The 24,328-nt window shown below is 63.8% G+C and carries 22 protein-coding genes; 17 read left to right on the plus strand and 5 right to left on the minus strand.

What is annotated here, in order from left to right; all coding sequences use genetic code 11:
- Window positions 1–20: 20 nt before the first annotated feature.
- The 5 genes from jaqu_RS12960 to jaqu_RS12985 form a co-directional block, all read right to left on the minus strand.
- Window positions 21–1,001, minus strand: a complete 981-nt coding sequence (locus jaqu_RS12960) for a substrate-binding domain-containing protein (protein WP_201774367.1) — start codon at window positions 999–1,001, stop codon at window positions 21–23.
- A complete protein-coding gene (locus jaqu_RS12965) occupies window positions 998–1,768 on the minus strand; it encodes a FadR/GntR family transcriptional regulator (protein ID WP_043919417.1) in 771 nt (256 codons plus the stop codon). Before jaqu_RS12965 ends, jaqu_RS12960 begins: the two co-directional genes overlap by 4 nt.
- Window positions 1,769–1,917: 149 nt before the next feature.
- Window positions 1,918–3,015 carry an alpha/beta fold hydrolase gene (locus jaqu_RS12970; protein ID WP_043919418.1) on the minus strand — a complete coding sequence of 366 codons (1,098 nt, stop codon included), beginning with the start codon at window positions 3,013–3,015 and terminating at the stop codon, window positions 1,918–1,920.
- A 3,256-nt stretch (window positions 3,016–6,271) separates the two neighbouring features.
- Complete coding sequence (locus tag jaqu_RS12980) at window positions 6,272–6,949, minus strand: hypothetical protein (protein ID WP_043919420.1); 678 nt, start codon at window positions 6,947–6,949, stop codon at window positions 6,272–6,274.
- 431 nt (window positions 6,950–7,380) lie between these two features.
- Window positions 7,381–7,587, minus strand: coding sequence for a cold-shock protein (locus jaqu_RS12985; RefSeq protein WP_043919421.1), 207 nt, complete (start codon window positions 7,585–7,587; stop codon window positions 7,381–7,383).
- A gap of 454 nt (window positions 7,588–8,041) precedes the next feature.
- Between jaqu_RS12985 and jaqu_RS12990 the strand changes: the two genes are divergently transcribed.
- The 17 genes from jaqu_RS12990 to jaqu_RS13070 all read left to right on the plus strand — a co-directional run bounded on the left by jaqu_RS12990 (window position 8,042) and on the right by jaqu_RS13070 (window position 24,276).
- Window positions 8,042–9,250, plus strand: a complete 1,209-nt coding sequence (locus jaqu_RS12990) for a DEAD/DEAH box helicase (RefSeq protein WP_043919422.1) — start codon at window positions 8,042–8,044, stop codon at window positions 9,248–9,250.
- Window positions 9,251–9,368: 118 nt separating this feature from the next.
- Window positions 9,369–9,755, plus strand: a complete 387-nt coding sequence (locus tag jaqu_RS12995) for a hypothetical protein (RefSeq protein ID WP_043919423.1) — start codon at window positions 9,369–9,371, stop codon at window positions 9,753–9,755.
- Window positions 9,752–10,561 (plus strand): hypothetical protein, encoded by an 810-nt coding sequence (locus jaqu_RS13000; protein WP_052500953.1) that lies wholly within the window; start codon window positions 9,752–9,754, stop codon window positions 10,559–10,561. The genes jaqu_RS12995 and jaqu_RS13000 overlap by 4 nt, the downstream gene beginning before the upstream one ends.
- A 91-nt stretch (window positions 10,562–10,652) precedes the next feature.
- Window positions 10,653–11,438 (plus strand): transglutaminase-like domain-containing protein, encoded by a 786-nt coding sequence (locus jaqu_RS13005; RefSeq protein WP_236687854.1) that lies wholly within the window; start codon window positions 10,653–10,655, stop codon window positions 11,436–11,438.
- Window positions 11,439–11,556: 118 nt separating this feature from the next.
- The gene (locus tag jaqu_RS13010; protein ID WP_201774368.1) at window positions 11,557–12,048 is read left to right on the plus strand and encodes a hypothetical protein; all 492 of its coding nucleotides are present in this window, start codon (window positions 11,557–11,559) and stop codon (window positions 12,046–12,048) included.
- 70 nt (window positions 12,049–12,118) lie between these two features.
- Entirely contained in the window at window positions 12,119–12,427 is a 309-nt protein-coding gene (locus jaqu_RS21395; RefSeq protein WP_141134332.1) for a hypothetical protein, read from the plus strand.
- Between the two features lie 221 nt (window positions 12,428–12,648).
- Window positions 12,649–13,515 carry a transglutaminase family protein gene (locus jaqu_RS13020; RefSeq protein ID WP_043919425.1) on the plus strand — a complete coding sequence of 289 codons (867 nt, stop codon included), beginning with the start codon at window positions 12,649–12,651 and terminating at the stop codon, window positions 13,513–13,515.
- Window positions 13,516–13,762: 247 nt separating this feature from the next.
- Window positions 13,763–14,761 carry a tRNA dihydrouridine(20/20a) synthase DusA gene (gene dusA / locus jaqu_RS13025; RefSeq protein WP_043919426.1) on the plus strand — a complete coding sequence of 333 codons (999 nt, stop codon included), beginning with the start codon at window positions 13,763–13,765 and terminating at the stop codon, window positions 14,759–14,761.
- Window positions 14,762–14,776: 15 nt separating this feature from the next.
- A complete protein-coding gene (locus jaqu_RS13030; RefSeq protein WP_043919427.1) occupies window positions 14,777–15,598 on the plus strand; it encodes a sulfite exporter TauE/SafE family protein in 822 nt (273 codons plus the stop codon).
- A 41-nt stretch (window positions 15,599–15,639) separates the two neighbouring features.
- Window positions 15,640–15,930 (plus strand): hypothetical protein, encoded by a 291-nt coding sequence (locus tag jaqu_RS13035; RefSeq protein WP_236687855.1) that lies wholly within the window; start codon window positions 15,640–15,642, stop codon window positions 15,928–15,930.
- A gap of 46 nt (window positions 15,931–15,976) precedes the next feature.
- A complete protein-coding gene (coaD, locus tag jaqu_RS13040) occupies window positions 15,977–16,468 on the plus strand; it encodes a pantetheine-phosphate adenylyltransferase (RefSeq protein ID WP_043919429.1) in 492 nt (163 codons plus the stop codon).
- 83 nt (window positions 16,469–16,551) lie between these two features.
- On the plus strand, window positions 16,552–17,514 hold the full coding sequence (locus jaqu_RS13045; RefSeq protein WP_141134333.1) for a hypothetical protein: 963 nt from the start codon (window positions 16,552–16,554) through the stop codon (window positions 17,512–17,514).
- A 92-nt stretch (window positions 17,515–17,606) separates the two neighbouring features.
- Window positions 17,607–19,055, plus strand: coding sequence for an IMP dehydrogenase (guaB, locus tag jaqu_RS13050; protein WP_043919431.1), 1,449 nt, complete (start codon window positions 17,607–17,609; stop codon window positions 19,053–19,055).
- Between the two features lie 63 nt (window positions 19,056–19,118).
- Complete coding sequence (locus jaqu_RS13055) at window positions 19,119–19,661, plus strand: CBS domain-containing protein (protein ID WP_043919432.1); 543 nt, start codon at window positions 19,119–19,121, stop codon at window positions 19,659–19,661.
- A gap of 36 nt (window positions 19,662–19,697) precedes the next feature.
- Complete coding sequence (locus jaqu_RS13060; RefSeq protein WP_043919433.1) at window positions 19,698–20,849, plus strand: RsmB/NOP family class I SAM-dependent RNA methyltransferase; 1,152 nt, start codon at window positions 19,698–19,700, stop codon at window positions 20,847–20,849.
- Window positions 20,850–20,940: 91 nt separating this feature from the next.
- Window positions 20,941–23,736 carry an ATP-binding protein gene (locus jaqu_RS13065; RefSeq protein WP_052500954.1) on the plus strand — a complete coding sequence of 932 codons (2,796 nt, stop codon included), beginning with the start codon at window positions 20,941–20,943 and terminating at the stop codon, window positions 23,734–23,736.
- 273 nt (window positions 23,737–24,009) lie between these two features.
- Complete coding sequence (locus tag jaqu_RS13070; RefSeq protein WP_084629822.1) at window positions 24,010–24,276, plus strand: DDE-type integrase/transposase/recombinase; 267 nt, start codon at window positions 24,010–24,012, stop codon at window positions 24,274–24,276.
- Window positions 24,277–24,328 lie beyond the last annotated feature (52 nt).

Genomic DNA, 24,328 nt, shown 5'->3' on the forward strand with positions numbered 1-24,328 from the left:
CGGTGCCGCGCGCTGCCGCGCTACTCAAGCTCGTTGGCGAAGACGGTCTCGCGGATCGTGTCGAGCTGCTCGTCGATGTTCTCGGAGGTCACGATCAGGATCGGCACGGTGATCTCTTTCTCGGGCGTGCCGCCCGACAGATGCTCGACCATCGCTTCGGCCGAGCGCTGACCCATCAGGTAGGGCTGCTGCATCCCTGACACGACCAATTCGCCCGACTGCAGCAGCGGCACGAATTCAGGGATGCCGTCGAAGGCTCCCACGAGGATTTCGCCATCCATTCGGGCCGCCTTAATCGCGCGCAGGGCGCCCAATGTGGGCCCGTCGGTCTGCACGAACATGCCTGTCATCTGCGGGTTCGCGGTGATCATGTCTTGCGTGAAGCGAAAGGTCTCGTCGGCCGTGTAGGCCTGCATTTGCTGCAGCCCGGCGTCCCCGGTGATGCCTGCCTCGGTCACGGCATCCTTGAAGCCTTGGGTCCGTGCCTGCCCATTGAGGCGCGCCTGACTGATGCCGACGATCCCGATGGAGCCGCCCTCCTTCCCCTCTGCCTGCATCGCCTCGGCCAAGGCTTGGCCCACGCCGTTGGCCCCCTCGTAGTTGTTTGAGCCGATCACCGAGACGAACTCGCCCGAGTCGGTGCCGATATCCGCGATCACGACCGGGATGCCTGCTTGCTGGGCGAGGTCGAGCACCGCAGGCGCGGTGGACGAGTCGGTGGGCGACAGGATGATGCCGGCCACGCCGCGCGCGATAGCATCCTGCGCGTTCTGCAGCTGCGTCTGCGGGTCGTTGGTGCTGTCGAGCGCAGAGAAGCCGTAGCCGTTCTCCTCGGCGACGTTGCGGACGCCTTCAGAGACGTAGCGCCAGAAGGCAAGGTCGAGGCCGGGGGTCATGTAGACGAGCTCCCCGTTCTCCTGTGCTAGCGTGGCGGACGCCGACAGCCCGAGCGCGAGGGCAGCCGTGGCGGCAAGTCCCGAGAATGTCCTGCGGTTGATCATGGTTGGTCTCCTCCGGTTGTCGGATGCCCGTCGGTCTTCATCAGTCGGCGGGTCGTTTCGTAGATACGGCGCTCATGCACGCCGAAGGCCTCCGCCGCTGCTGCGCCGTCGCGTGCCTCCAGAGCGGCAAGGATGGCCTCGTGATCGGCGATACTGCGTCCAATGGCGCCAGGGCGCGACACGGCGCGCCGCCGATGGTTCAGCAGGTAGGCGTAAAGCGTAACCGCGAGGTCCGAGAGCACTTGGTTCCCCGCCGAGCGGTAGATGACGGCGTGGAACTCGCGGTCGAGGATCAGGTAACGCACGGGGTCGTCCTTGGCGCGGCGCTGTTCCTCTATCAGGTCGGCGAGGCGGGCCAGGGTCCTCGCCTCCGGGGCGTGAGCGGCCAGCCGGGCGAGATGGCCCTCGACCAGCAGGCGCCCTTCGTGGACATCGTCCAGGTCGTACTCCGCCATCCCGGGCAGGACCTTGCGCAGGCCGAGTTCGCCCACCTCGGCCGAGGCCACGGTCGTCCGCGCGCCCTGCGCGACCGAAAGGATGCCGCGGGTCGACAGGATCAGCAGCGCGCCACGGATGGTCTCTCGGCTCACGCCCATTGCGCTGGAGAGCTCGCGCTCCGAAGGCAACGGGTCGCCGACCGACAGCGCGCCGGAGCCGATCATCGTCGCCAGCCGCTCCGCGATTATGTCCTTCATCGAGCGACGGGCGGCGGCCCGCAGGCTCTCCTTCAGGTCCGTCTGATCCAGAATCGCCGTTGTCCGCGCCATTTGTCCTCCCGCGATCCGCCCGCGCCGCGTTCGGTTCCTGTGCCTGTCCGGTGATCCCGGACCTGCGCGAAAGGAACCCAATCTACGTCGCTGGGTGATCGTCGGCATGCGCACGCCGACGACCGGGGCAGGATGTCCCTGCCGGTTTGTCATTCCTGTTCCAGACCTTCGGGCGCGTTGGGCAAGGTCTTCATCCATGCACCCAGAACGTCGGCGTAGTAGCCGGCGTTGTAAGTCGTCCCATGGCCGCGCGTCTCCGCGTCCTCGGGCACGATGTAGAGCTCCGCATCCGGGATCAGAGCCATGTTCTGCTCCAGCATCGGGAGTTCGACCGGATTGCGCTCGTCGTCCTGGCTCAGGATCACGAGCACTCGCGCCTCGATCTCGCCGAGCTTCGGCGTCGGATCGAAGTTTCGCGAGGCATTCCACATGTACATGACATCGTTGGCGTCGCCGACCGTGGTTTTTGCTTTGCGGTCGTCGACGAAGGCATCGGCCTGCTCGCGGGTAGCGCCGATCTCCTGCAGCCGCAGGTTACCGTTCGAAGTGGCGATGCCGAACCAGGCCGACATGTATTGCAGCATCGGCGGCTGCTCGTCGTAGTCGCCGCCATTCCACGCGGGGTCGTCGCGCACCGCGTCGATCACCATCCGCCGCATCATCCAGTTCCGGCCTGCCATCGGGCCGGGCAGCGAGGCTATGGGCACGCCGCCGTCCATGAAGTCCGGATATTCCGTAAGCCAAGTCCACGTCAGCATCCCGCCCATCGAAAAACCGATCTTCAGGTGCAGCCGGTCAATGCCGAGATGATCTTCAAGTAGCATCTTCTGTGCGTTGACCATGTCCATCAGCGTCTGCTCTGGAAAGTCGGTGCGGAGTCCGTCCGAAGGCTTGGACGACTGTCCCGCCCCGATCGCGTCGACGAGGATTAGGAAGTATTTCTCGGCGTCGAGCGGCTGTCCGGTGCCGTAGAGGTTGCCCGCGAAGGGGTCTCCCAGCATCCCCTCCGCCTGTCCGGTCGTGCCGTGGGTGATGAGCACGGGCGGGTTTTCCGGGTTGCCGATGGTCAGGTAGCTGACTGTCATCTCCGGCAGGACGCTCCCGTTCTCGAAGGCAAAGTTCTCGATCACGTAGAAATCGCGCTCCGGCTCGGGGAAGGCCCGCTCCTGCGCGAAAGCCGTTCCGGCGGCGGCGAAGGCCACAACTGAGATGGCGGCCGCGAGGGCCGGTTGTCGGATCGTTCGCATGATATCCTCCCTACGCGACCGGCATGCTGGTACGGCCACAAGACCAGTTGTGACCACGCCGCCCCGACCTGTCAACGTGCAGTTGCAGCTCTTCGGGCAAAGGCGCCTTCCGGGACTGTCCATGGGCACTGCCGAGGGCCGGATCTGTGAGGGAAGGTGGAGATATGCATCTGTGCGGTCGAGACGGCTTTACCGGCTCTTCGGATATTGGGGTGATGGTCACGGGCCTGTACTGGAGGAGCCCCCTGTGCAGGAAATCAGAGTGCTCAAGACTGTACATAAAGCGGGGTTCGGGCCGCCATCGTTGCATTCAGATTCCGCGCGGTTCACCTCGCCGGTGCAGCGGATCAGTCTCGCACAGTGCTCGACTGGTTGCGTGCCAACGGGGCGCATCGTCCATCGGTGCCACGTCTTCGTCGGCAACCCCTTGCTGCGCGTTCCGCCTGCAAGACCGCCCACTCGACGTGACAGCCGCCCCCGGCGTCGCGCGTTGGCTTGAAGCGTTCCCACGTTTCCGGAGGCGTCGTTTCCTCCCGGCCTACCGGAGATCCGGCGGTGTCTGATGCGGCTTGGTAGTTGCTGCCTGGCTGTTCTTTGCGACCGCATCGGCCACGGGTACGGTTTCTAGCCACACGGCCTTACGTCCCGAGGTCCGGGCAAGGATGGCTAACCTTCTTGTCCTGTGCCGAGATGTGCCGCCGAGGGTCGGCTGGCGGCGAAGGCTGCGTCTCTTTGAGCGGATCATCGCGGAGCCGGCGCTCGATGCGCTCGACGGCGCCTTTTTGTCAGGCATTTGCTGGGCGGAAAGATATGCCCGCGCAAGACCAAGTGGCGCAGTTCAAGCGTCTCCCAAAGCCTCCCACGTTTCACGAAACACTTGGCGCGGTACCCGATGAAGGCCTTACCCGGGTCCCGTGGCGCATTGAGACCGCCATCGGCTATCCGATTCCGTCAGGCCTGTTCGAGGTGGTAGATGTTCCGGCCCGGTGCCACGGCCCACGCGCGCCTATCGGCATCGGATCCAAGCGGATTAGGATACTCGATCAGATCGGGAGTGCTCGTCTCCCTCGTTCCCCGGATCTCGGAAACCACCATCTGACCTTCGAGCGGATTGGGGGATCCGGCGGGGGCAGAGGGGCCGCGCCCTCTTCGACGATCACACCCACAAGACGTCGGAACTAGCCCGTGCTAGGCTCAGAGCCGCGTTTTCGCTGAGGGAAGGCGAGGCCAACGCGCCATTGCTCCTGACGCTCTCAATGAGCCAAGCCAGGTCGTGGAGCGGCCCGCGCCGACGGAGCGGATCATCGTGCGACGCCGGTCCAGGGTGCGGTTAGCGAGTACGTGCGGGATGTGACATCCCGCCAAGCTATGCCGCAGAGCTCCCAACGTGAATTACTGGCAGGCTTCGCGCAGCAAGGCTTCAGGCAAGGCAAACGCTCTACGGCATCGGCCAATCGCGTGGGGTCACGCTGTCCGACCTGCACGTCCCACCGGGGCGGAGCGCCCCACCTATCAGGAACGGGGCGGGTCCGGGCAATCTGCGGATCGGCGGCAGCGCCTTCGCGGCGGCGGATCCGAGCGTTCAGATCCGGGGTTTGATCCCCATAAAAGGAATCGTTGCGATGCCGGTGAGGCTGCACGCAGAACAAAGCGGAGCCGCGGCCGGAACAACGCGATCAGCGTGTCGAATGTGCTGGAGAAGATACTGACGCTCCACTTCGCGAACGGCTTCAAGGCCCAAATTGGGAGCGAGGCGAACCAGCAACGAGCGCTTCGGCATGGATACTGCGATGTCGACGTTCTCCTAACGAGCGAGATTGACGTGTTTCTGACGGCCGTAAGTCGCAGGGCCATTCCGGCCGATAAAGGTGCAGACATCTTCATCGCGATCCATTTCAATGGCTGAAAACACGTGAGCACACTTGGGGCGGAGAACCGGGTCCGCAGCACGCAGGAGAGCGCGCAATCCAAACATGGTGATGACCTGCGCCTGCTGCAGCGGTCCATACCCAAGCCCTTAGCGTCATACAGGCCATCCAAGCGAACTCGCATTGGACGCGCGGGACCAAGCAGACCAAGATCGACCGGCCGAACTGCATGGGCGTCCTTTGCGACCCTGGCCGAGGCTTGAGCGGCGACATGCGTCGGTCCATTCTACCGGAAGCGGAGTTCATTCCTACCCGGATGTCGAGCGCCTCTTCATCAGCGGCGCCGATGCCGACCGATGTACGGAGACGTACATCGCGGCCGGCTCCTACAAGCGTGCCTTGTACCACTTGCCTCGTCGTCGCGGATCTCTGTGCATATGTGAAGATGCCTGCAAAGGGCATCGAGCGGTGCCTCCGGTCGCGGGAAGATGGCTGGCTCAGGAGCCCACATGGTCCACGGTGGGTGAATTCGCGTTCAATAGACAGCGAATTAAGCGGTGATGCTCCTCAGGCCGGGCAAGGTACGGAACCATGTCGCGGAGATCACCGGCCGTGGCGCCGCGGCACGGGCCGGCATCTTGGAAGCCAAACGCCTCCAACTGTCCGAGCAGGTTCGTCACCTTCGACGCGTCGAGCACAGCGCATGTGTTTGCGGCAGGCTTGTGCGATCCGCGACGATTTCGGGCTGGCCGAACAGCGCCGCGCGTGCGGCGGCCTCGAAAATGAGCAGAGCACTCGACATCTAGCTGGTCGCCCAGTTGTCTGATGCCGTCTCTGTCGTGCGACCCTGCTTTGGCGCCGTCTCACGGGTTCTGTGCGAACGCGCCCATTCGGATACGGGACTTCGGGCTACAGATGTCTTTATCGTCTATGCGGAGACACCATGCGGTTTCTCGATCACGTGTACAGTCGAGGCGGATCAGCCATACCTCTGCCGGTGGTCATCCCCGCAACGCGCGCCTATGTGCAGCGAGGCAGCGCGGACCTTTGAAGTCTGACACATGATACACATCGCGGCCCACTATCTTTCGCGCGGACCAAAGCAACGACACATGACGCAGGTCGACGACCACGCACGCCTCTCCGTTGCTCCCATGATGGATGGTGGCGATTCGTGTTATTTCTCAGAAGGTTGCGAGATGTCGTGTGCAGCTGATGCTCATGTTCCGATCGCGCGATTTCGCGCTGCATGCGGTTGTTTTCGGTGGCTCGGACGCCTGAACCTTGGAACACGCCGACCCGGCTGACGCATCAGGGCGCAAATCCTCTAAATTGGGGCGCCGTCGCGGGTCCTTCAGGCATCGAAACGGGCGTTCGGGCGATGTCGTTTATCCGGCAGACCTAACTGCTTCGCGCAGCTCAGCGTGAAGGATCCAGTTTCCAGGGTCCTCATCGTTTCTTTGCCGGCCTCGGTACCCGAGAAACATCGTTCCGTCGTGGTCGCTGGCAGCAGCGTCAGGGGTTGCTTCGAGCGAAAGGTAGCTGGCAATCAACAGTCCGGCCGACGCGAGCGCGCGATTGGCCGAAGCGTTCGATTTGTAACCGGCCGCGCTCGCGACACGCGGCTCGGACAAGCCTTCATCGTCGGCCAGGGCCAGGGCGGTCAGCATGGCGCGTTGCGGGCGCGAAAGGGCAACCTGCACAATTGCTTCTACGAATTCCTCGGTGCTCGGAACGGCAAGACCCGTTTCCGGATCGGCCCGACGATCGTCGGTTCTTCGAATTTCCCGCGCATCTATGGCCTCGTGCAAGGCGGCAACGGCGGCCTCTTCCGTCGAACCTTTGGCTTCGGCGATCATCCCGCGCGCGTTCGTCGGCGGTTTCGGAAAGGCCCTGGCCACGTATTCCCCGGAAAGGCGCCCGGACTTGATCTGGTATCGGCCGTGTTCGCCCAGCTGAATCGCGGACTTTGTATCTGACGAGCGCTCGGAAACCTTCTTTTTCTTCTTGTCCTTGAAAAGTTCGCGGCCGGTCGCCGTACGGACTTCCGTGTTGAAACGCGTCATGGTGATGTTCTCCTAAGACGGTGACCGGCAGGAGCTGCGTGTCCCACGGCCACCTCAATTGCCTCGATCATGCCGCTCGCGCGCACGGGTCAGTTCCACAGTCGCTTAAGCAAACCACGGTTTCGCAAGCCGGCCGGATCATTAACAGACGCACGACTGGTGTCGCATGGCTCGGAGCGAGCACCATCGCGCAGGCAGCCATTGGATTGATTGTCATGGGCCAGTAGGCAGCCTTGCGAAGTACGCAAAACGACGCAAGCTACGCCCTCATTTCAAAGCCGCCGCGTGCGGACCGCCGAAGGGGGGGCCGGGGTGCACGAGACCGGCTTCGTACACGTGGCAGAATACGCGTGCAGGTCGCATTTCCGGTGCTGATACGGTGTTCGATCACGGTGCCAGGGCACTCCGCTCGGAGTGCCCTGTCGTTGTGTTCAGGCGAGCGCGAGATTGGTCGCGCTTTCGCGGCCATCGCGGCCCGTCTCGACCTCGAACGTCACCTTCTGAGCGTCCGAAAGGCCGGTCAGGCCGGCGCGTTCGACGGCGGAGATATGGACGAAAACGTCCTTACCGCCTGTATCCGTCTCGATGAAGCCGAAGCCTTTTTGGGTATTGAAAAACTTCACGGTGCCGTTGGCCATGTCCGTGGTCTCCTGTTCAGGTGCTGCCCACAGGATGCGGCAGCCCGGCAAAGTCAGACTTAGAGATCGACTGAAGCCGGATGAACGGAAGCAGAAGGTCGCAGAGAAAAACGCTCGCCCGGCTGACATGCGCCTTGCCGAAGCGACTTACAAGGGTTGTCTTGCGATGTCGCGAAATTGCTTAACAGGTGATGACCGCTAATGGGGCGGCATTGAAAAGCCATCGTCGGCTTCCTATATATAATTGGCGTTATCGCTCTGCCGCGTGAGCAGGCGGGTTCACTTCCGCCCCCGGCCATGACGCTCCGTTTTCCCACATCACGAAGGGGGGACGCCGTCCAAGGCGGCTCCGGGCACAATGCGGTGCCGGAGTGTCCGCCCTAGGTGCACCCCGACCAACCGCGCGTTTGCGTTCGGCGGTGACGCCGGACGCAAAGTTCGGCCAAGGAATGACATGACTTTCAATGAACTCGGGCTCAATGCTCGCATGGTCTCGCGGCTCGACGCCCTGGGACTGACTCGACCGACCCCTATCCAAGAACAGGCGATCCCACAGGCGCTGCAAGGCCGCGACATTCTGGGCATCGCCCAGACCGGGACCGGCAAGACTGCCGCTTTCGGCATCCCGTTGGTCGTGGCGCTTTCCAAAGCTCAGGAAAAGGCCGCGCCGAAATCGGCGCGCGGGCTCATCCTTGCGCCGACGCGTGAACTGACCAAGCAGATCGTTCACAGCCTTCAGGGGCTGACGGCCGATCTCCGCATCACGCTCGTCGTGGGCGGAAAGTCGATCAACGCGCCGGCCGCGAAGCTCGCTCGTGGTACCGACATCCTCGTCGCCACGCCGGGCCGGCTGATCGACCTGATGGATCGCCGCGCCGTCGATCTCAGCAAGACAAGGTTTCTGGTCCTCGACGAGGCGGACCAGATGCTCGACATCGGCTTCGTCCACGCATTGCGCCGCATCGCGCCGATGTTGGGCAAGAACCGCCAAACCATGATGTTCTCGGCCACGATGCCGAAGGCAATTGCGGAGTTGTCCGGGCACTACCTCGACAAGCCGATCCGCGTTGAGGTGTCGCCGCCGGGCAAGGTTGCCGACAAGGTTTCCCATAGCGTGCATTTCGTTGCCAAGGACCAGAAGCAGGGTCTTTTGATCGAACTGCTGGACGGGCACCGTGACGACCGCGCGCTGGTCTTCTCGCGCACGAAGCATGGCGCCGAGCGGCTCATGAAGCACCTCGACCGGGCCGGTTTCGCGGCCACCTCGATCCACGGCAACAAGAGCCAGGGGCAACGTGACCGGGCCATCGCTGCTTTCAGGGAAGGATCGGTGCGTGTCCTTGTCGCGACGGATGTCGCGGCGCGCGGGATCGACATCCCTGATGTCGGCCATGTCTACAACTACGATCTACCGAATGTGCCGGAGAATTACGTGCACCGGATCGGGCGGACCGCCCGTGCCGGCCGCGACGGACGCGCGGTCGCGTTCTGCGCCGCCGACGAAGTGGCGGAACTCAAGGCCGTCGAGAAGGTGCTTGGCATGCGCGTCCAAATCGCCGGAGGCCGCGCTTGGGAAGGGTTCGGAGACGCTCCGAAAGCGAAGAAAGGGCGGCAGTCACGACGGCGGTCGTCTTCGCGACGTCCGGAGCGGATGGCCGCCTGACATCAAACAGCAGACGGCTTCGAGCCTGACGCGGAAGACAGCGCTGGTCCGGCAGCTGACTGCGACCCGGACAAGCTTTCACAGCGAGGCCGCGCTTTCTCCGCAGGAGGATACTTCAATGAATACTCCCGAATGGCTCAAACCCGGCATCTATGATGTCGTGATCGGTGCCGCGGTCGTCGGTATTGGCGGCTTCACGTGGGGCGGCTGGGTGACGGGTGGGACAGCGCATGACAGGGCGATAGCCATGTCCCGCACGGACGTCGTCGCAGCCATGGCGCCGGTGTGCCTCGACATGGCGCAGGCCGATCCGAACCGCATGGCGAAGCTTGCGGTCATCCGCGATACCCAGACCTACCAGCGCCGAAATGCGCTCATGGAAGCCGGCTGGGCGACTGTGCCCGGCGCCGAGGCGCCAGACCATGACATTGCCCAGGCCTGCCTGGCCTCTCTTGACGTCGATGCGTCGCCGGAGCGCCCGGAAGCTGCGGCGGACGAGGGATGAGCGGTTTCATCGCCACTGTCAGATCACGGATCCCGACGCCGGGCCTCGGCAGGGCAGTGATCGTTGCGGCCAGCATGATCGCCTACCTGGCATTTCCGGTCCTCGCGCAAGACGGCACCGGACCGATGCCCGAGAATGCGGAGGCACGAAATTATGGCGGCGGTTGGAACTGCGCGCTCGGGTACCGAGTGAACAGTGAGGAGTGTGTCGCCATCGACATCCCGGAGAATGCCTATGCAACCGGCCGGTCCTACGGTTCGGGCTGGGCGTGTCGTCGCGGGTACGAAGACGCGGGAGGAACGTCCTGCGCAGCGATCCCGGTACCCGACAATGCGTTCCTGCGATCCTCCGGCTTTGACTGGCAGTGCGATCGCGGCTACCGGCAGGATCGCGAGACCTGCCTTCCCATCGTGCTGCCAGACAACGCCTATCTATCCGACGATACCTCAGGCTCCGGATGGACCTGCGAGCGCGGTTTCACCGCCAGCTCCAGCACCTGCGTTCCGATTGCCGTTCCCGAGAACGGGTATCTCACCAATGCGGACTACGGTGACGAATGGGCTTGCGAACGAGGCTTCTTTGAAATCGATGGCCGTTGCGATCCCATCGCGCTTCCGGCGAACGCCTTTCTGGACACGGCGTCCTACGGGCCGGGATGGCGCTGTGAGCGGGGATTTAAGACCGTCGACACCACCTGTATCGAGATCGACCTTCCGGCAAACGCGCATCTCGATCGAACGGGAAACACATGGCGTTGCGATCGCGGCTTTCAACTCGCGGATGGGGAGTGCGTTCTTGGACGATAGTGCGCCACGATCGGACCACGGCGACTCGCCCGGCATCCGGATGCGGATAGGCTGTCGCCTTCGTTACCGGCTGACCCAGCCGACGCCGCTCATGGCAATACTGAACGTGCACTATTCGCGCTTCGGCGATCTCGAGCGTGCCGACTATCTCGTGACGCATCCGAGCGTGCCGCTGGAAAGCTATCGCGACGGATTCGGCAACTGGTGCACGCGTATGGTGGCGCCGGCGGGGGACTTCACCCTGTCCACCGACGGGATCTTTCGCGACACCGGATTGCCCGATCCGACAGCGACCGAGGCCGCGCAGCACGCCGTTCAGGACCTGCCTTTCGAAACCTTGGTCTACCTTCTCGGCAGTCGTTACTGCGATACCGATCTCTTGTCGGATGAGGCCTGGGGCCTTTTCGAGAGTACCCCGCCGGGCTGGGCGCGTGTTCAGGCGATCTGTGATTTTGTGCATTCAGCCGTCTCGTTCGACTACATGCAGGCAAGCGCGACCCGCACAGCGTCCGAGACGCTCGCCGGAGGTCAGGGTGTCTGCCGCGACTTCGCCCACCTCGCCATCGCCCTCTGCCGCTGCATGAACATCCCGGCGCGCTACTGCACCGGCTACCTGAGCGATTTCGGTCAATCGAAGCCTCATCCGCCTGACGATTTCGCGGCCTGGATCGAGGTCTTTCTGGGCGGTCGCTGGTGGGTTTTCGATCCACGAAACAACAGTCCGCGCTTGGGGCGGATTTTGATCGCGCGCGGACGGGACGCCGCCGATGTGCCTCTGACCCAGACATTCGGACCGAATACGCTGACACAATTCGACGTCTGGACATGGGATGCCGAGGACCACCCCGCCGAGGCGCCGTCCGGTTCTCGAAACTAGCGCCGCGCGTGTCAACGCCGGTTCTTGTCGGTCTGCCCGTCCTCGGCTCGCCGACGGGTTGGTTGGTCCGCCTGTGTGTGAGCGAGTTCGCAATATGAAACCATTTGGGAGAATTGAGATGACCGCCTCGATCAAGACGACCGCCGTATTTCTCCGCCCCTTCCAGCTTCCGAGTTTCAACGAGATCCTGCCACCCGGCGAATACGAGATCGAGACCCGGTTGCTCGAGCCCGTGGATTGTATCGAACCAGGCACCTGGACGTCGTCTGTTCTCGTGTATCTCCATCCGCGCGCCTCGTACCCCGGGCTCGGCCGAACGCTCTCCGTGCCGCTTGCCGAACTGGAGAACGCGGTGGCCAAGGACAAGCTCACCGGCAAGGCTCTGATGGATTACTTCCTTGAAGAGATGCTGGCCGACCCGATGATCCGACTTGTCATGCAGGCGGACGGTTGGAGCGAAACCGAGATGCGGCACCTTTACGCGGAGCGGTCCGAAGAAAGGTCCGGAGGTCCCGATTCCTCGGGCAGTCCAGCCTGCCCGCGAGAGGAGCAAGAATGTGACGAACCCGGACCGCGTGCCGGAAGCGGGCGCCCGGGCATCGGAGAATGAATTGCGGGTCCGCAATGCGGCACCACGTCCGGTCGCAAGCGGGCTGTGGTGCGGAGCTGGGACCAGCCCCATGAAGGATGACCCGATTGATCTTGACGGTCGCAGAACAGCAACCGGGCGACATGAAACGGAGATGCGGCGACGTCCTGCTAACGACCTGTCGTTCACAGCACCCTCCGGGGAACCACAGCCCGAAAATCTCGAAGGCCAAATGCTGGCGGAACCCGCACGGAAATGGATCGATGTGATGGAAGAGTGGCGGTTCCTTCTCGAACGATATTCGGAAACGCCCGAGGCCAATGACGAACGTATTCAGAAACTGATCAGGCGGGCCATTGGAGACATGGAGCGGCTGCGGAGACGCGAGGAGCGCAAGTGACAATGAAATCAGCGGACGCGGAAGTCCAGATTGCGAGGGCGATCGCCGATGCTGCCGCCGAGCGTGTCTGCCTGAAGTGCCGGTCGCCGTTCTGGAGCGAAGGGGTCGGTGAGCGCATATATTCGCGCTTCAAGGCGTCTTCCGTCTGGCGCGCGGCGATCTCCGAGGGTGGCGTACTCGGGCGCCGACGTTCTGGCGGTCGATTGTCGTAGGTCTCGCCGATGCCATCGGTCACCCTCACGCACACAACCTGCTATCGGTATCGCATCGCTGTTTCACTCGGGCCGCATCGGCTGATGCTGCGTCCGAGGGAAACCCGGGATCTCAGCCTGATGTCATTCGACTTGGAAGTCAGTCCGCAGGCCCGCATCGACTGGTCACACGATGTTGCCGGCAATGCGATCGCGACGGCACAGTTTGACGCGACGACGGAGTTGCTTTCGATCCGGTCGCGCGCCCAAGTGGACCTACGCGCCGCTGTTTGGCCGGTCTTCCCAATCGCCGCCTATGCCGCGTCTTATCCGTTTCCGTACACTATCCATGACCGGACCGATCTCGGGAATTTAGTCATGCCACAATTTGCCGACGATGCGGGGCGGCTAGCCCTTTGGGTAAAACCATTTATCATGGGATGGCCGACCGACACGCTTTCCCTTCTGAAGGACATCAGCAACGGTGTCACCGCTCAAATTGTTTACCAAAGCCGGGAGACGGAGGGCACTCAAGGACCGCTGGAGACCCTCGACCGGGGGTGGGGCTCGTGTCGCGATTTCGCCGTTCTCTTCGCAGGAGCGGTCCGGACGCTTGGCTTCGGTGCGAGGATTGTATCGGGATACCTCTTCAATCCGTCAGGAGATGAGCTTGGCTCCGCGGCCGCCGGCTCGACCCATGCCTGGGTCGAGGTATTCGTCCCCGGGGCAGGCTGGATATCGTTCGACCCGACCAACAGATCGGTTGGCTCCACCAATCTCATCCCTGTCGCCGTGGCGCGCAGGATCGAGCAGGCTGCCCCGGTATCCGGCAGCTTCCATGGAAGATCCGCCGATGTGTCGGCAATGGAAATCAAGGTGGATGTGAGGGATTCCTGAGCGCCTCTGTCCGGGGAGTCCTACTGCAAGAAGGATTGCGATTGCATCTTCGTGACGGAATTTGTTTCCAATGACGCGAAGGATCGGACAGACCCGCCAATTGGGCCGTTTGCTAAATTCGGACCCCACTCAATCACCGCCGTTCACTTGTCTTTGCGCGGGGCAGGGTGGCAGATCATCCGTCGCGAGCATATGGTGGGTATTGCGGGTACGTCGTGAATGCCGTCGGACCCAAGGAGATCGCTGAATGCCCTTGAACGCAGCCACCAAGGCCGCGCGATTGTCTACGGCCCCGATGATGGACTGGACCGACCGGCATTGCCGGGCATTGCATCGCGTGCTCAGCCGGCAGGCGCTCCTCTATACCGAGATGGTGACGTCGGCAGCGCTCGTCCGCGGTGGCGCGACGTCCCTGCTGGCGTTCGATCCGAAGGAACAGCCGGTCGCCCTGCAGATCGGCGGATCGGACCCGGTCGAACTTGCCGAGGCGACGTCGCTTGGCGTGGCCGAGGGCTATGCCGAGATCAACCTCAATGTCGGTTGTCCATCCGACAGGGTGCAGTCGGGATGCTTCGGCGCAATCCTGATGACGCGTCCTGCGCTCGTGGCGGACTGCGTCACCTCGATGATCGAGGCGGCCGGTCCCGTCCCGGTGACCGTCAAGTGCCGGATCGGCGTGGACGAGCAGGATCCACACACGGTTCTGCCCGATTTTCTGGCACGGATGCGCGATGCCGGTATCCGACGCGTCGCGATCCACGCAAGGAAAGCGTGGCTCCAGGGCCTTTCGCCGAAAGAGAACCGGGAGGTTCCACCCCTCGACTATCCGCTGGTCTACGAGATGAAGGCGCGGTTCCCCGATCTTCATCTCTCGATCAACGGCGGCGTCCCTGACCTTTCCGCGGCCGAGACGCATCTCCGTCATGTGGACGGTGTCATGATCGGGCGGGCCGCCTACCACGACCCCGCCAATGTGTTGATGCAGGCCGACAGCCGGATTTTCGGAGCTCCCGACCCCTGCGCCGATCGTCAGGCTGCGGCGCTCGCGATGGTTCCCTATATCGAGGCCCATCTGGCCGATGGCGGCAAGCTGTCCCATGTGACCCGTCACATGCTCGGCCTTTTCGCCGGCCTTCCCGGCGCGCGCGGGTGGCGACGCACGCTGTCGGAAGAGGCCAATCGCCCTGGCGCCGGCGTCGATGTCTTGTTTCGCGCGCTCGCCCATGTCACCGAAGCGGCTGCCTGAACCGAAAGCCAGCCCATGCCAGATCTCGCCACGCTCGCCCCGCTGATCGCGGTCCTTCTGGCCACGGGCGCGTTCGCAGGCATTCTCGCGGGGCTGTTAGGGGTCGGGGGCGGCATCGTCCTCGTGCCGGCCTTCTACTCCGTTTTCTCGGTGCTCGGATATGGCGGACCGGCGCTCATGCAGGTCTGCGTGGCAACCTCGCTCGCCACGATCGTCGTCACGTCGTGGAGATCCGTTCGGGCCCACGCGGCGAAAGGCGCGGTCGAGACGGACGTGCTGCGCGGTTGGGGGCCGGGCATCGTCGCCGGGGCTGCGGTCGGCGCGCTGGTCGCGACGCGGCTGCGGTCGGAGACGCTGACGGCAATCTTCGCGGGCCTCGCGCTCGCCGTGGCGCTCTACATGCTGCTCTCCAGAGCGCATTGGCGCCTGGCCGAGACGATGCCGGCAGGCCCGTCGCGCTGGGCCTACGCGGGCGGAACCGGCTTTCTCTCGGTTCTGATGGGGATCGGGGGGGGCAGCATCGGCGTTCCCGTCCTGACGCTTCACGGCACCCCGATCCACCGGGCCGTGGCGACGGCAGCCGGGTTCGGGATGCTGATCGCTGTCCCGTCGGTGCTGCTGTTCCTCATCCTGCCGACGGATGTGCCGCGCCCTCCGCTGACGCTGGGGCTCGTCAACGGCCCGGCCTTCGTGCTGGTGATCGCGATGACGTTTCTGACTGCCCCGGTCGGCGCCGGTCTGGCGCACCGTATGAACCCGGGACCGCTCAAGAAGGTGTTCGCCGTCTTCCTGCTGCTGGTGGCGCTCAACATGCTTCGCAAGGCCCTGTTCGGCTGAATGCCCGGGCCTAGGTCACGCGTATGGAAGAGCGTGCGTCATTGGAAACCCGCTGGCTGGATCTGACGCGCCGGCAGATGCCCGAGGCAGCGGCGGAGCGGGGCTGGCCGATCCGGTTCGACCACTGCTTTCAACGCGTTCTGCTCGACAATGCCGTCCGGGGTGTCTGGTACGATGCCATCACGGGCCGCCCGGCCTATCGCCATGCCCCGGCCGATATCCTGGTCACGGCCATCGAGTTGGGCGAGGCCGCGCTGGCTGGACGGGCCGACATCTCGGATCTGAACCGCCGCAGCCTCACATGGCGCGGCAAGCGGGGCCCGTCCGCTTGATCCGTCCTTCCCTGCATGGCACCCACGCCTCAAGGGAGATACGACCATGCGCACAGGCCTTTACCCCGGCACCTTCGATCCCATAACGCTGGGCCATGCCGACATCATCAAACGGGCCTGCCGGTTGGTCGACCGTCTGGTGATCGGCGTGGCGATCAATCGGGACAAGGGCCCGCTCTTTTCACTCGAGGAGCGGGTCGAGATGGTCGGTGCCGAAGCCGCGAAATGGTCCGCCGAAAGCGGCTGCGAGGTGGTCGTGCATCCGTTCGAGAACCTGCTCATCGACTGCGCCCGGGATGTCGGGGCCCAGATCATCGTCCGTGGTTTGCGGGCCGTTGCGGATTTCGAGTACGAGTTCCAGATGGTCGGGATGAACCGCGTGCTGGACGACAGGATCGAGACGGTCTTCCTGATGGCCGAAGCAGAGCACCAGGCGATCGCGTCCAAGCTGGTAAAGGAAATCGCCCGCCTCGGCGGAGACGTCTCCCATTTCGTCACGCCGGCGGTTGAAAAGGCGCTTCAGCACAAACAGAGTTAACGAAACGGAAATCTGGCTTTGACAGGTCCTGCGCCGGACAATAGCCTCTGGGCATTGATAATTGTGTATCGGTGCCTTTCGACATGCCACTTTATCCCTCTTCCGCTGCCACCCCCTCCGACCTCACCGTTGAATACGAAATCGACGCAGATCACGTGGAGCCATGGCACGAACGCTTTCTCTACCGTGACCAGAGCGGGACCCTCGTCCGGGAAGAAGCGATCCTGGACAGTGGAAACCGTCTCGATACTGACTATTACCCCGGTGGAGTTATCGAACGCCAAGTCGAAACCGACGTCATGGACCTCTTCAAGTGGCGCGAGATCGCTTCCGATTTCAACGCTTCTGGCGAACAACTCTCGGAGGTCGTGGTCCGGGATAACGGGATAACGACCACGACAACATTCGCGTTCAGCACGAACAGTTACTCCATCCTCCAGGAAGATGTTGAGGACGTGAAATCGTGGCGCTCGATCGAGGTGGCGTACGACGAGGAAGGCAAGCTCGACCTGAAAACCCGCATCGCCGATGACGGCTCGAAGACCGAGACCGAATTCGAAGACGGTGCCCGTGTGTCCCGCATTCAGACCGATGACGGCGATGCCCGCAAATGGGACAGCATCACGACCACCTATGACGAATCCGGCGATATCGTCCAGAAGATCAAGGTTCAGGATGACGGCCGGGTCGTCACTACCACCTACGAAGACGGCGACCGCATCTCGACCCTTGTTGAAGACACTGCGGATGCGTTCAGGTTCGAGACCCACCTCAAGATCTATGACCAGGACGGGCTTGCCGAAGATACCCGCGTCATGGATGACGGGACGACCACATCGAAGTTCTACGAGGGCGGCCAACTTTCCGAGCGCGAGGTAATCTTCTACGAAGAAGTCATCCTGCGCGAGCGCTTCGACGTCGTCGACGATCACGACTGGGCGCGGATCCTCGAGAAGTTCAATCTGGTCGGGAACATGACCTACCGCCTTACCGAGTACGATGACGGAACGGTGGAGGAGTTCGATCCGATCATCCTCTTCGGCTGATCGCCTCTCGCCATCGGGCGAGCGCTCTTTCCCCCGAGCCGGGGCCGTGCAATAGGGACGCGCCAACCGACCCTACGCCCCGGAGACGTGCGATGGAGATTCGCGAGGCCCTCACCTTCGACGACGTTTTGCTCGTTCCCGCCGAAAGCCGAGTCCTTCCGGGCGATGCGGATACACGGACGCGGGTCACCCGGTCGATCGGGCTGAACATCCCGCTGCTCTCTTCGGCGATGGATACCGTCACCGAAAGCCGGATGGCCATCGCCATGGCGCAAGCGGGCGGCATGGGCGTCGTTCATCGCAACCTCGACGTCGAGGCACAGGCCAGGGAAGTGCGGCGGGTCAAGCGCTTCGAGAGCGGGATCGTCTACAACCCCGTCACCCTGACCGCCGACCAGACGCTGGCGGACGCAAAGGCCTTACAGGAGCGTTATCGTGTCACCGGCTTCCCGGTCGTCGACCGCGATAGGCGGGTGGTCGGAATCGTCACCAACCGGGACATGCGCTTCGCGACCGATGACGCGACGCCGGTCCATGCCATGATGACGGCGGAGAACCTCGCCATCCTCCGCGAGCCGGTGGATACGGCCGAGGCCCGCAGCCTCATGCATGCAAGGCGGATCGAGAAGCTGCTTGTCGTCAATGCTGAGGGTAAGCTGACCGGCCTTCTGACGATCAAGGATTTGGAACAGGCAGTCCTAAATCCGCAGGCTTGCAAGGACACGCTGGGCCGACTGCGGGTCGCGGCCGCCACGACCGTCGGCGATGCCGGCTTCGAACGCTCCGAGGCGCTGATCGACGCGGGCGTCGATCTGATCGTGATCGACACAGCCCACGGTCATTCCGAGGGCGTCGGCCATGCGGTCGAGCGGGTCAAGCGCCTGTCGAACGACGTGCAGGTGGTCGCCGGGAACGTCGCCACCGGCGAGGCCACCCGCGCCCTGATCGGCGCCGGCGCAGACGCTGTGAAGGTCGGCATCGGCCCGGGCAGCATCTGCACCACCCGGATCGTGGCCGGCGTCGGCGTGCCCCAGCTTACCGCCATCATCGACAGCGCGGCGGCGGCTGGCGACATCCCGGTCATCGCGGATGGCGGCATCAAGTTCTCGGGCGATTTCGCCAAGGCGATCGCGGCGGGTGCGTCCTGCGCGATGGTCGGCAGCATGATCGCCGGGACGGACGAAAGCCCGGGCGAGGTCATTCTCTACCAGGGCAGAAGCTTCAAGTCCTATCGGGGCATGGGATCGATGGGCGCGATGGCGCGCGGCTCGGCGGACCGGTACTTCCAGAAGGATGCCGCCAGCGATAAGCTCGTGCCCGAGGGGATCGAGGGGCAAGTCCCCTACAAGGGCTCGGCCGGCACGGTGATCCATCAGCTGGTTGGCGGGTTGCGCGCGGCCATGGGCTATACCGGCTGCCAGACGGTCGAGCAGATGCGCACGCAGTGTAGCTTTGTCCGGATCTCGGGCGCAGGCCTCAAGGAAAGCCACGTCCACGATGTCCAGATCACCCGCGAGTCGCCGAACTATCGCGGCGCCTGATTTGCCCCGGCGCGCCTGGCCTCTACCTGTTCCGCCCAAGTCAAGCCGAAGGGAGAGACGACCATGGCCACCGGGACCGGAGAGCGCGCGGGCAATCGTCTGAAGGATCGCCCCGAATATGCGAGCAAACCCAAGCCGCTGACGCGTTCGCCCGAGACGACGGTCTACGAAGCGGTCTCGGCCATGACAGACCGCAATTACGGCTGCGTGATCGTGGTCGACCCCGAGGACAAGGTCATCGGCGTGGTCACGGAACGAGACGTGATGAACAAGCTGGTCGGCCGAGGCCTCGATGCCAAGGAGACCAAGCTCGAAGAGATCATGACGCGCGACCCACGCGTCGCCACCGAGGACGACCAGATGCTCGATTGGCTCCGGATGATGTCGAACGAGCGGTTTCGCCGTCTTCCGGTCGTGGATTCCGAGGGGCGCATCAAGGCCGTCTTCACGCAGGGCGATTTCGTCAGCTATACGTGGCCGGACCTGCTGGGACAGATGAGCAGTCTGGTAAAGGCGCAGGCCTCCGGGAACTTCCACTATCTCCTGATCGGCGGCGGCATCCTGATCTACGTTCTCGCGATGATCGTCGTCCTGTCTGTGATCTGACTTGACCGGGATGGCGGCCGGGTGCACCGGTCCGCCATGACTCCCGCCGCCCGACTTCAGGCCGCCATCGACGTCCTCTCCCCGGTTCTCTCCGGCGCTCCGGCCGAGCGGGAATTGACCCGTTGGGCGCGCGGCGCCCGATATGCCGGGTCGAAGGATCGCGCCGCCGTGCGGGATCACGTCTTCGATGCGCTCCGGATGCTTCGGTCATCGGCTTGGCTCGGCGGACTGGATGACAGGCCCGTCGAGAAGATGGACGCGCACGCGGTCGTGTCCGGTCTCCTGCGCCAGCAGGGACAGGAGCCTGAAACCCTCTTTACCGGCAGCGGCTATGCGCCTCCGCGCCCACCCCCGCCCGGTCCGCCATTGGAACAGGCGCCCGAAGCGGTTCGCCTTGACGTGGCGGACTGGCTCCTGCCTCGCCTCTGCGCCTCTCTCGGAGATCGGACGGAGCCGGTCTGCGACGCGCTCCGCCACCGCGCCCCGGTCGATCTGCGGGTCAACCTCGCACGCACGACCAGAGAGGAGGTCGTGCGCCAACTCGCGGCCGACGGCCACGCGGCACATGCGATCGACGTCTCCCCCTCGGCCCTGCGCCTCGACGGCCCCGCGCGGGGGCTCAACCGGCTCCCGGCTTATCAGGACGGATTGTTCGAGTTGCAGGATGCCGGGTCCCAGACCCTTGTGGATCGGCTGCCGCTGCAGGACGGGATGCGCGTGCTCGACCTCTGCGCAGGCGGTGGTGGAAAGACCCTCGCCATGGCCGCAGCCGCGAAACTGGAGATCTCGGCTCATGACGCGATACCCGAAAGGATGCGCGACCTGCCCGCCCGCGCCGCGCGCGCCGGCATCGAGGTCGATCTTGTGGAAGACCCTTCAGGCCCGTTCGATCTGGTGGTCTGCGACGTGCCCTGTTCGGGCTCCGGCGCCTGGCGCCGCCAGCCCGAAGCGAAATGGCGCCTGACGCCCGAGCGCCTGACGGAACTGCAGTCGATTCAATCGGATATCCTGCGCCGGGCAAGCTCCCTCACCCGGCCGGGCGGCACGGTCGCCTACATGACCTGCTCTCTGCTGCGAGACGAAAACGACGCCGTCGTCGAGCGATCCGGCCTGAGCGTGGTCTCACGCTGGTCCACGGATCCCCTTGCCGGAACCGACGGATTCTTCATCGCACTGATGCATCCCTGATCGTTTCGTGCGGGATGGCGCGACAACTAACTTAAGGTTCGGTTAATGTTTCATCGCTAGGTGATCCTCGATTGAGTCGGAAGGGTTTTCCGTGAGCGAAGGCATCTGGGAGGCGCGATTGGACGCGACGGCAGAGCGGGTCGACAGGATCGGGCAGCGGGCCTGGATCATTCTCGCCGCCGCGCTTCTCTTCGCTGGCGCAGTCCCACTTATCTCAGATCGTGCCGTCCAGATCGGACTCGCGGCGATATCCGTGACGCTGGCCGTCGTTTCCTTCGGGTTATGGGTCGCGAAGCGGATGCGGGCAAAGCGCGCGCGCCGGCAGCTCGAGGGCATCATGACCTTCGTCGAACACGACAGCGCGCCCGCCTTCTGCACGGATCAGCAAGGCGCGATCGTCGTGCAGAACCGCGCGGCCGCCGATCGGTTCGGGCCTGCGCCAGGCGGTGTTCTCTCTCGTGTTCTAGAACCGCTCTTTGCCAATCCGGACGCAGTGGTTCACCGCCTGCGCGAACAACTCCGCGATCATGGCTCTGCGCGCGAGGACGTGGTCACCCGGCGAGGGCATGTCCGGGTTTCCGCGCATCGCGTCCCCGATGGGGAGCTATGGCGCCTCGAAGACATGGTCGACCGCCCGACCCGGACGGGCGACGGGATCGGCCTGCCGATGCTGACTGTCGGGTCCAGCGGCACGATCCTCTACATGAACGAACCGCTCCGTTCGGCTCTGGGCCGCCGGATCACCCGGCTCGATGATCTTTTCGACGATCTTCCGCTGCGAAATGGCGCCGTCCATCGCATGCGTGCCGGGAAGGAACCGGTCGAGGTGCGCGTGGTCCTTTCGCGCCCCGTTGCAGACCGGAAGGAGATCTTCCTCCTCCCCGTGGAGGAGGGTGCGCATCAGGACACGGGCTCTGACCTGACGCGCCTGCTCGATTCTCTGCCCATCGCGGTCCTTCGGATCGACGGGCGCGGCAACGTCGTCTCGCTGAACCGCCTCGCACTCAAGCTCTTGCCAGCAGCGGCCGAGGGGAACCTCTCGCTCGCCGCCCTGGTCGAGGGGTTGGGCCGGTCCGTGGATGAATGGGTCGCCGAAGCGATCGACGGACGTGGCCTCAATCGGCCCGAAGTCGTCCGCGTTTCCCACCAGGGAGAGCGCTATCTTCAGATCACCCTCGGCCGCCCCCTGACATCCGACGGGCGCGGGCTCATCGCCGTCCTGAACGACGCGACCGAGTTCAAGTCGATCGAAGCGCAGTTCGTCCAAAGCCAGAAGATGCAGGCAATCGGTCAGCTGGCGGGTGGCGTCGCTCACGATTTCAACAATCTGCTCACAGCGATCTCAGGCCATTGCGATCTTCTTCTCCTACGTCGCCAGGAGGACGATCCGGACTACGCCGATCTCAGTCAGATCAACCAGAATGCGAACCGCGCGGCATCCCTCGTTGGACAGCTTCTGGCCTTCTCGCGACAACAGCCGCTCTCGCTGCAACATCTCGACCTGCGGGAAACGCTCAGCGAGATGACGCATCTGCTCAATCGCCTCCTCGGCGAACGCGTGCGCCTTATCCTCGACCACGATCCGGCACTCGTCGCGATCCGCGGCGACAAGCGGCAGCTCGAACAGGTCCTGATGAATCTCGTCGTGAACGCACGCGACGCAATGCCGGATGGCGGCGAAGTCCGGATCACGACCCGGTGCCGTTACCTCGAACGTGGCCTCACCCGCGACCGCGTGACCGTCCCGCCCGGCTTCTACGTCGTGGTGATCGTGACCGACCAGGGGGTCGGCATCCCGCCGGAGCGGATCGGCCGCATCTTCGAGCCGTTCTATACCACAAAGAAAACCGGCGAGGGGACGGGTCTCGGCTTGTCGATGGCCTATGGCATCGTGAAGCAATCGGGCGGTTACATCTTCGCCGACAGCGAGCCCGGCACCGGCGCATCCTTCACGCTCTATTTCCCCGCCGGGCACGATCAGACCGCCGCCGCGTCCGAGGAGACGGCCATGGAGACATTTGACCTGAGCCGGAGCACCCGTTCGCCGGATGCCGTCGATAGCGGGACCGCCTCGCCACTTCACCTTCCCGCTCCGGACGTCCCAGCGATGCTTCAGACCGCGAATGGCGATGTCATCGAAGCCGAAACCGCGGACGGCGACCCCGGATCTGGGGAGAAGCGCGATCCGGCGGATATCGAGGGCGATATCACAGGGGTCAACGAAGTCGCGCCTGTTGACATCGTCGCCTCGGTTGAAAACGCAGAGGCGACGGATGCCGACAACTCAGATCACTCACCTCGCTCAGGGAGAGCAGGGACGTCGGATCAGGCTCCTGCGGCCGAAGCGGCGCCGAAGCGCCACATTCCGGTTCCTGAAGAAGGTGGTGAGGACGAGTTGCTCAGCAGGGTCGCCGATGCCGCCCGTGAGGACGGCTTCGAATACGCCGACGAGGACGGGCGGTATGACAGCGCAGCCACAGACGCGCCCGAAGAGAGGGAATTGACCGTTCTTCTCGTCGAGGATGAGGCTCCCGTCCGCGCTTTCGCGTCACGCGCCCTCCGGCTCAAGGGCTACGCTGTCGTCGAAGCGGACTCGGCCGAAGACGCGCTTTCCCGCCTTTCGGACGAGAGCCTCCATATAGATCTTTTCCTCACCGACGTGATGATGCCCGGCAAGGACGGTCCGACCTGGATCAAGGAGGCCCGAGAGATGCGGCCGGACGTCCCCACCGTTTTCGTATCAGGCTACACTCAGAGATCCCTCATCGATGGGAAGATGCCGGTGCCGAACTCCACGTTCCTGCCCAAACCATTTTCACTTTCGGAGCTGAGCCGCGCCGTGGTCGACGTCCTCGAGAAGCACCGCGACGACCGCCCTGCGGCTTGACCGGAGAAGAGCGCCCCGGACGGCGACCCAGACTTCGCAGAAGCAGCCGCTGGATCCACCGTGCCACTCGGATATCCGCATCGTCACTCGTGAAGGCAGGTCGGGTAGGGAGTGAGCAGGACAGGGAAAGGCCCAGTGGGACGTTTCACCGACGAGCGGCCAATGGGTTGGGTGTGAAATGTGCCTAAAGATGCCGCGACGCGACTACCATGCTTGGCCGACACGACGAGGCAACAGGCGTGATTTGCGCAACGAGCATATCGGTGCGCCGACATCACCTTCGTGCCGGTGCGCAACGGGTTCCTCTACCGCGTGGCGATCATGGACTGGGCGACACGCAAGTTTTCGAGCTTGCGGCTTTCGAACACGATGCACGCCGACTTCTGCGTCGATGCTTTGAACGAAGCCATCACCAAATACGGCCCGCCGGAGATCGTGAACATGGATAAAGGATCTCAGTTCATGGAATCGGCCTGGATCACGACGCTGATCGAGGCTGGCGTGGGCGTCTCGATGGATGGTCGTGGCCGCTACCTGTGACCTGCTCCCCTCTGAGTCCGCGTTTATGAGTTAGCTCTGTTCAGGGTTTGGT

It is taken from the genome of Jannaschia aquimarina, from assembly GCF_000877395.1.
In the GTDB taxonomy this organism is placed as follows: domain Bacteria; phylum Pseudomonadota; class Alphaproteobacteria; order Rhodobacterales; family Rhodobacteraceae; genus Jannaschia; species Jannaschia aquimarina.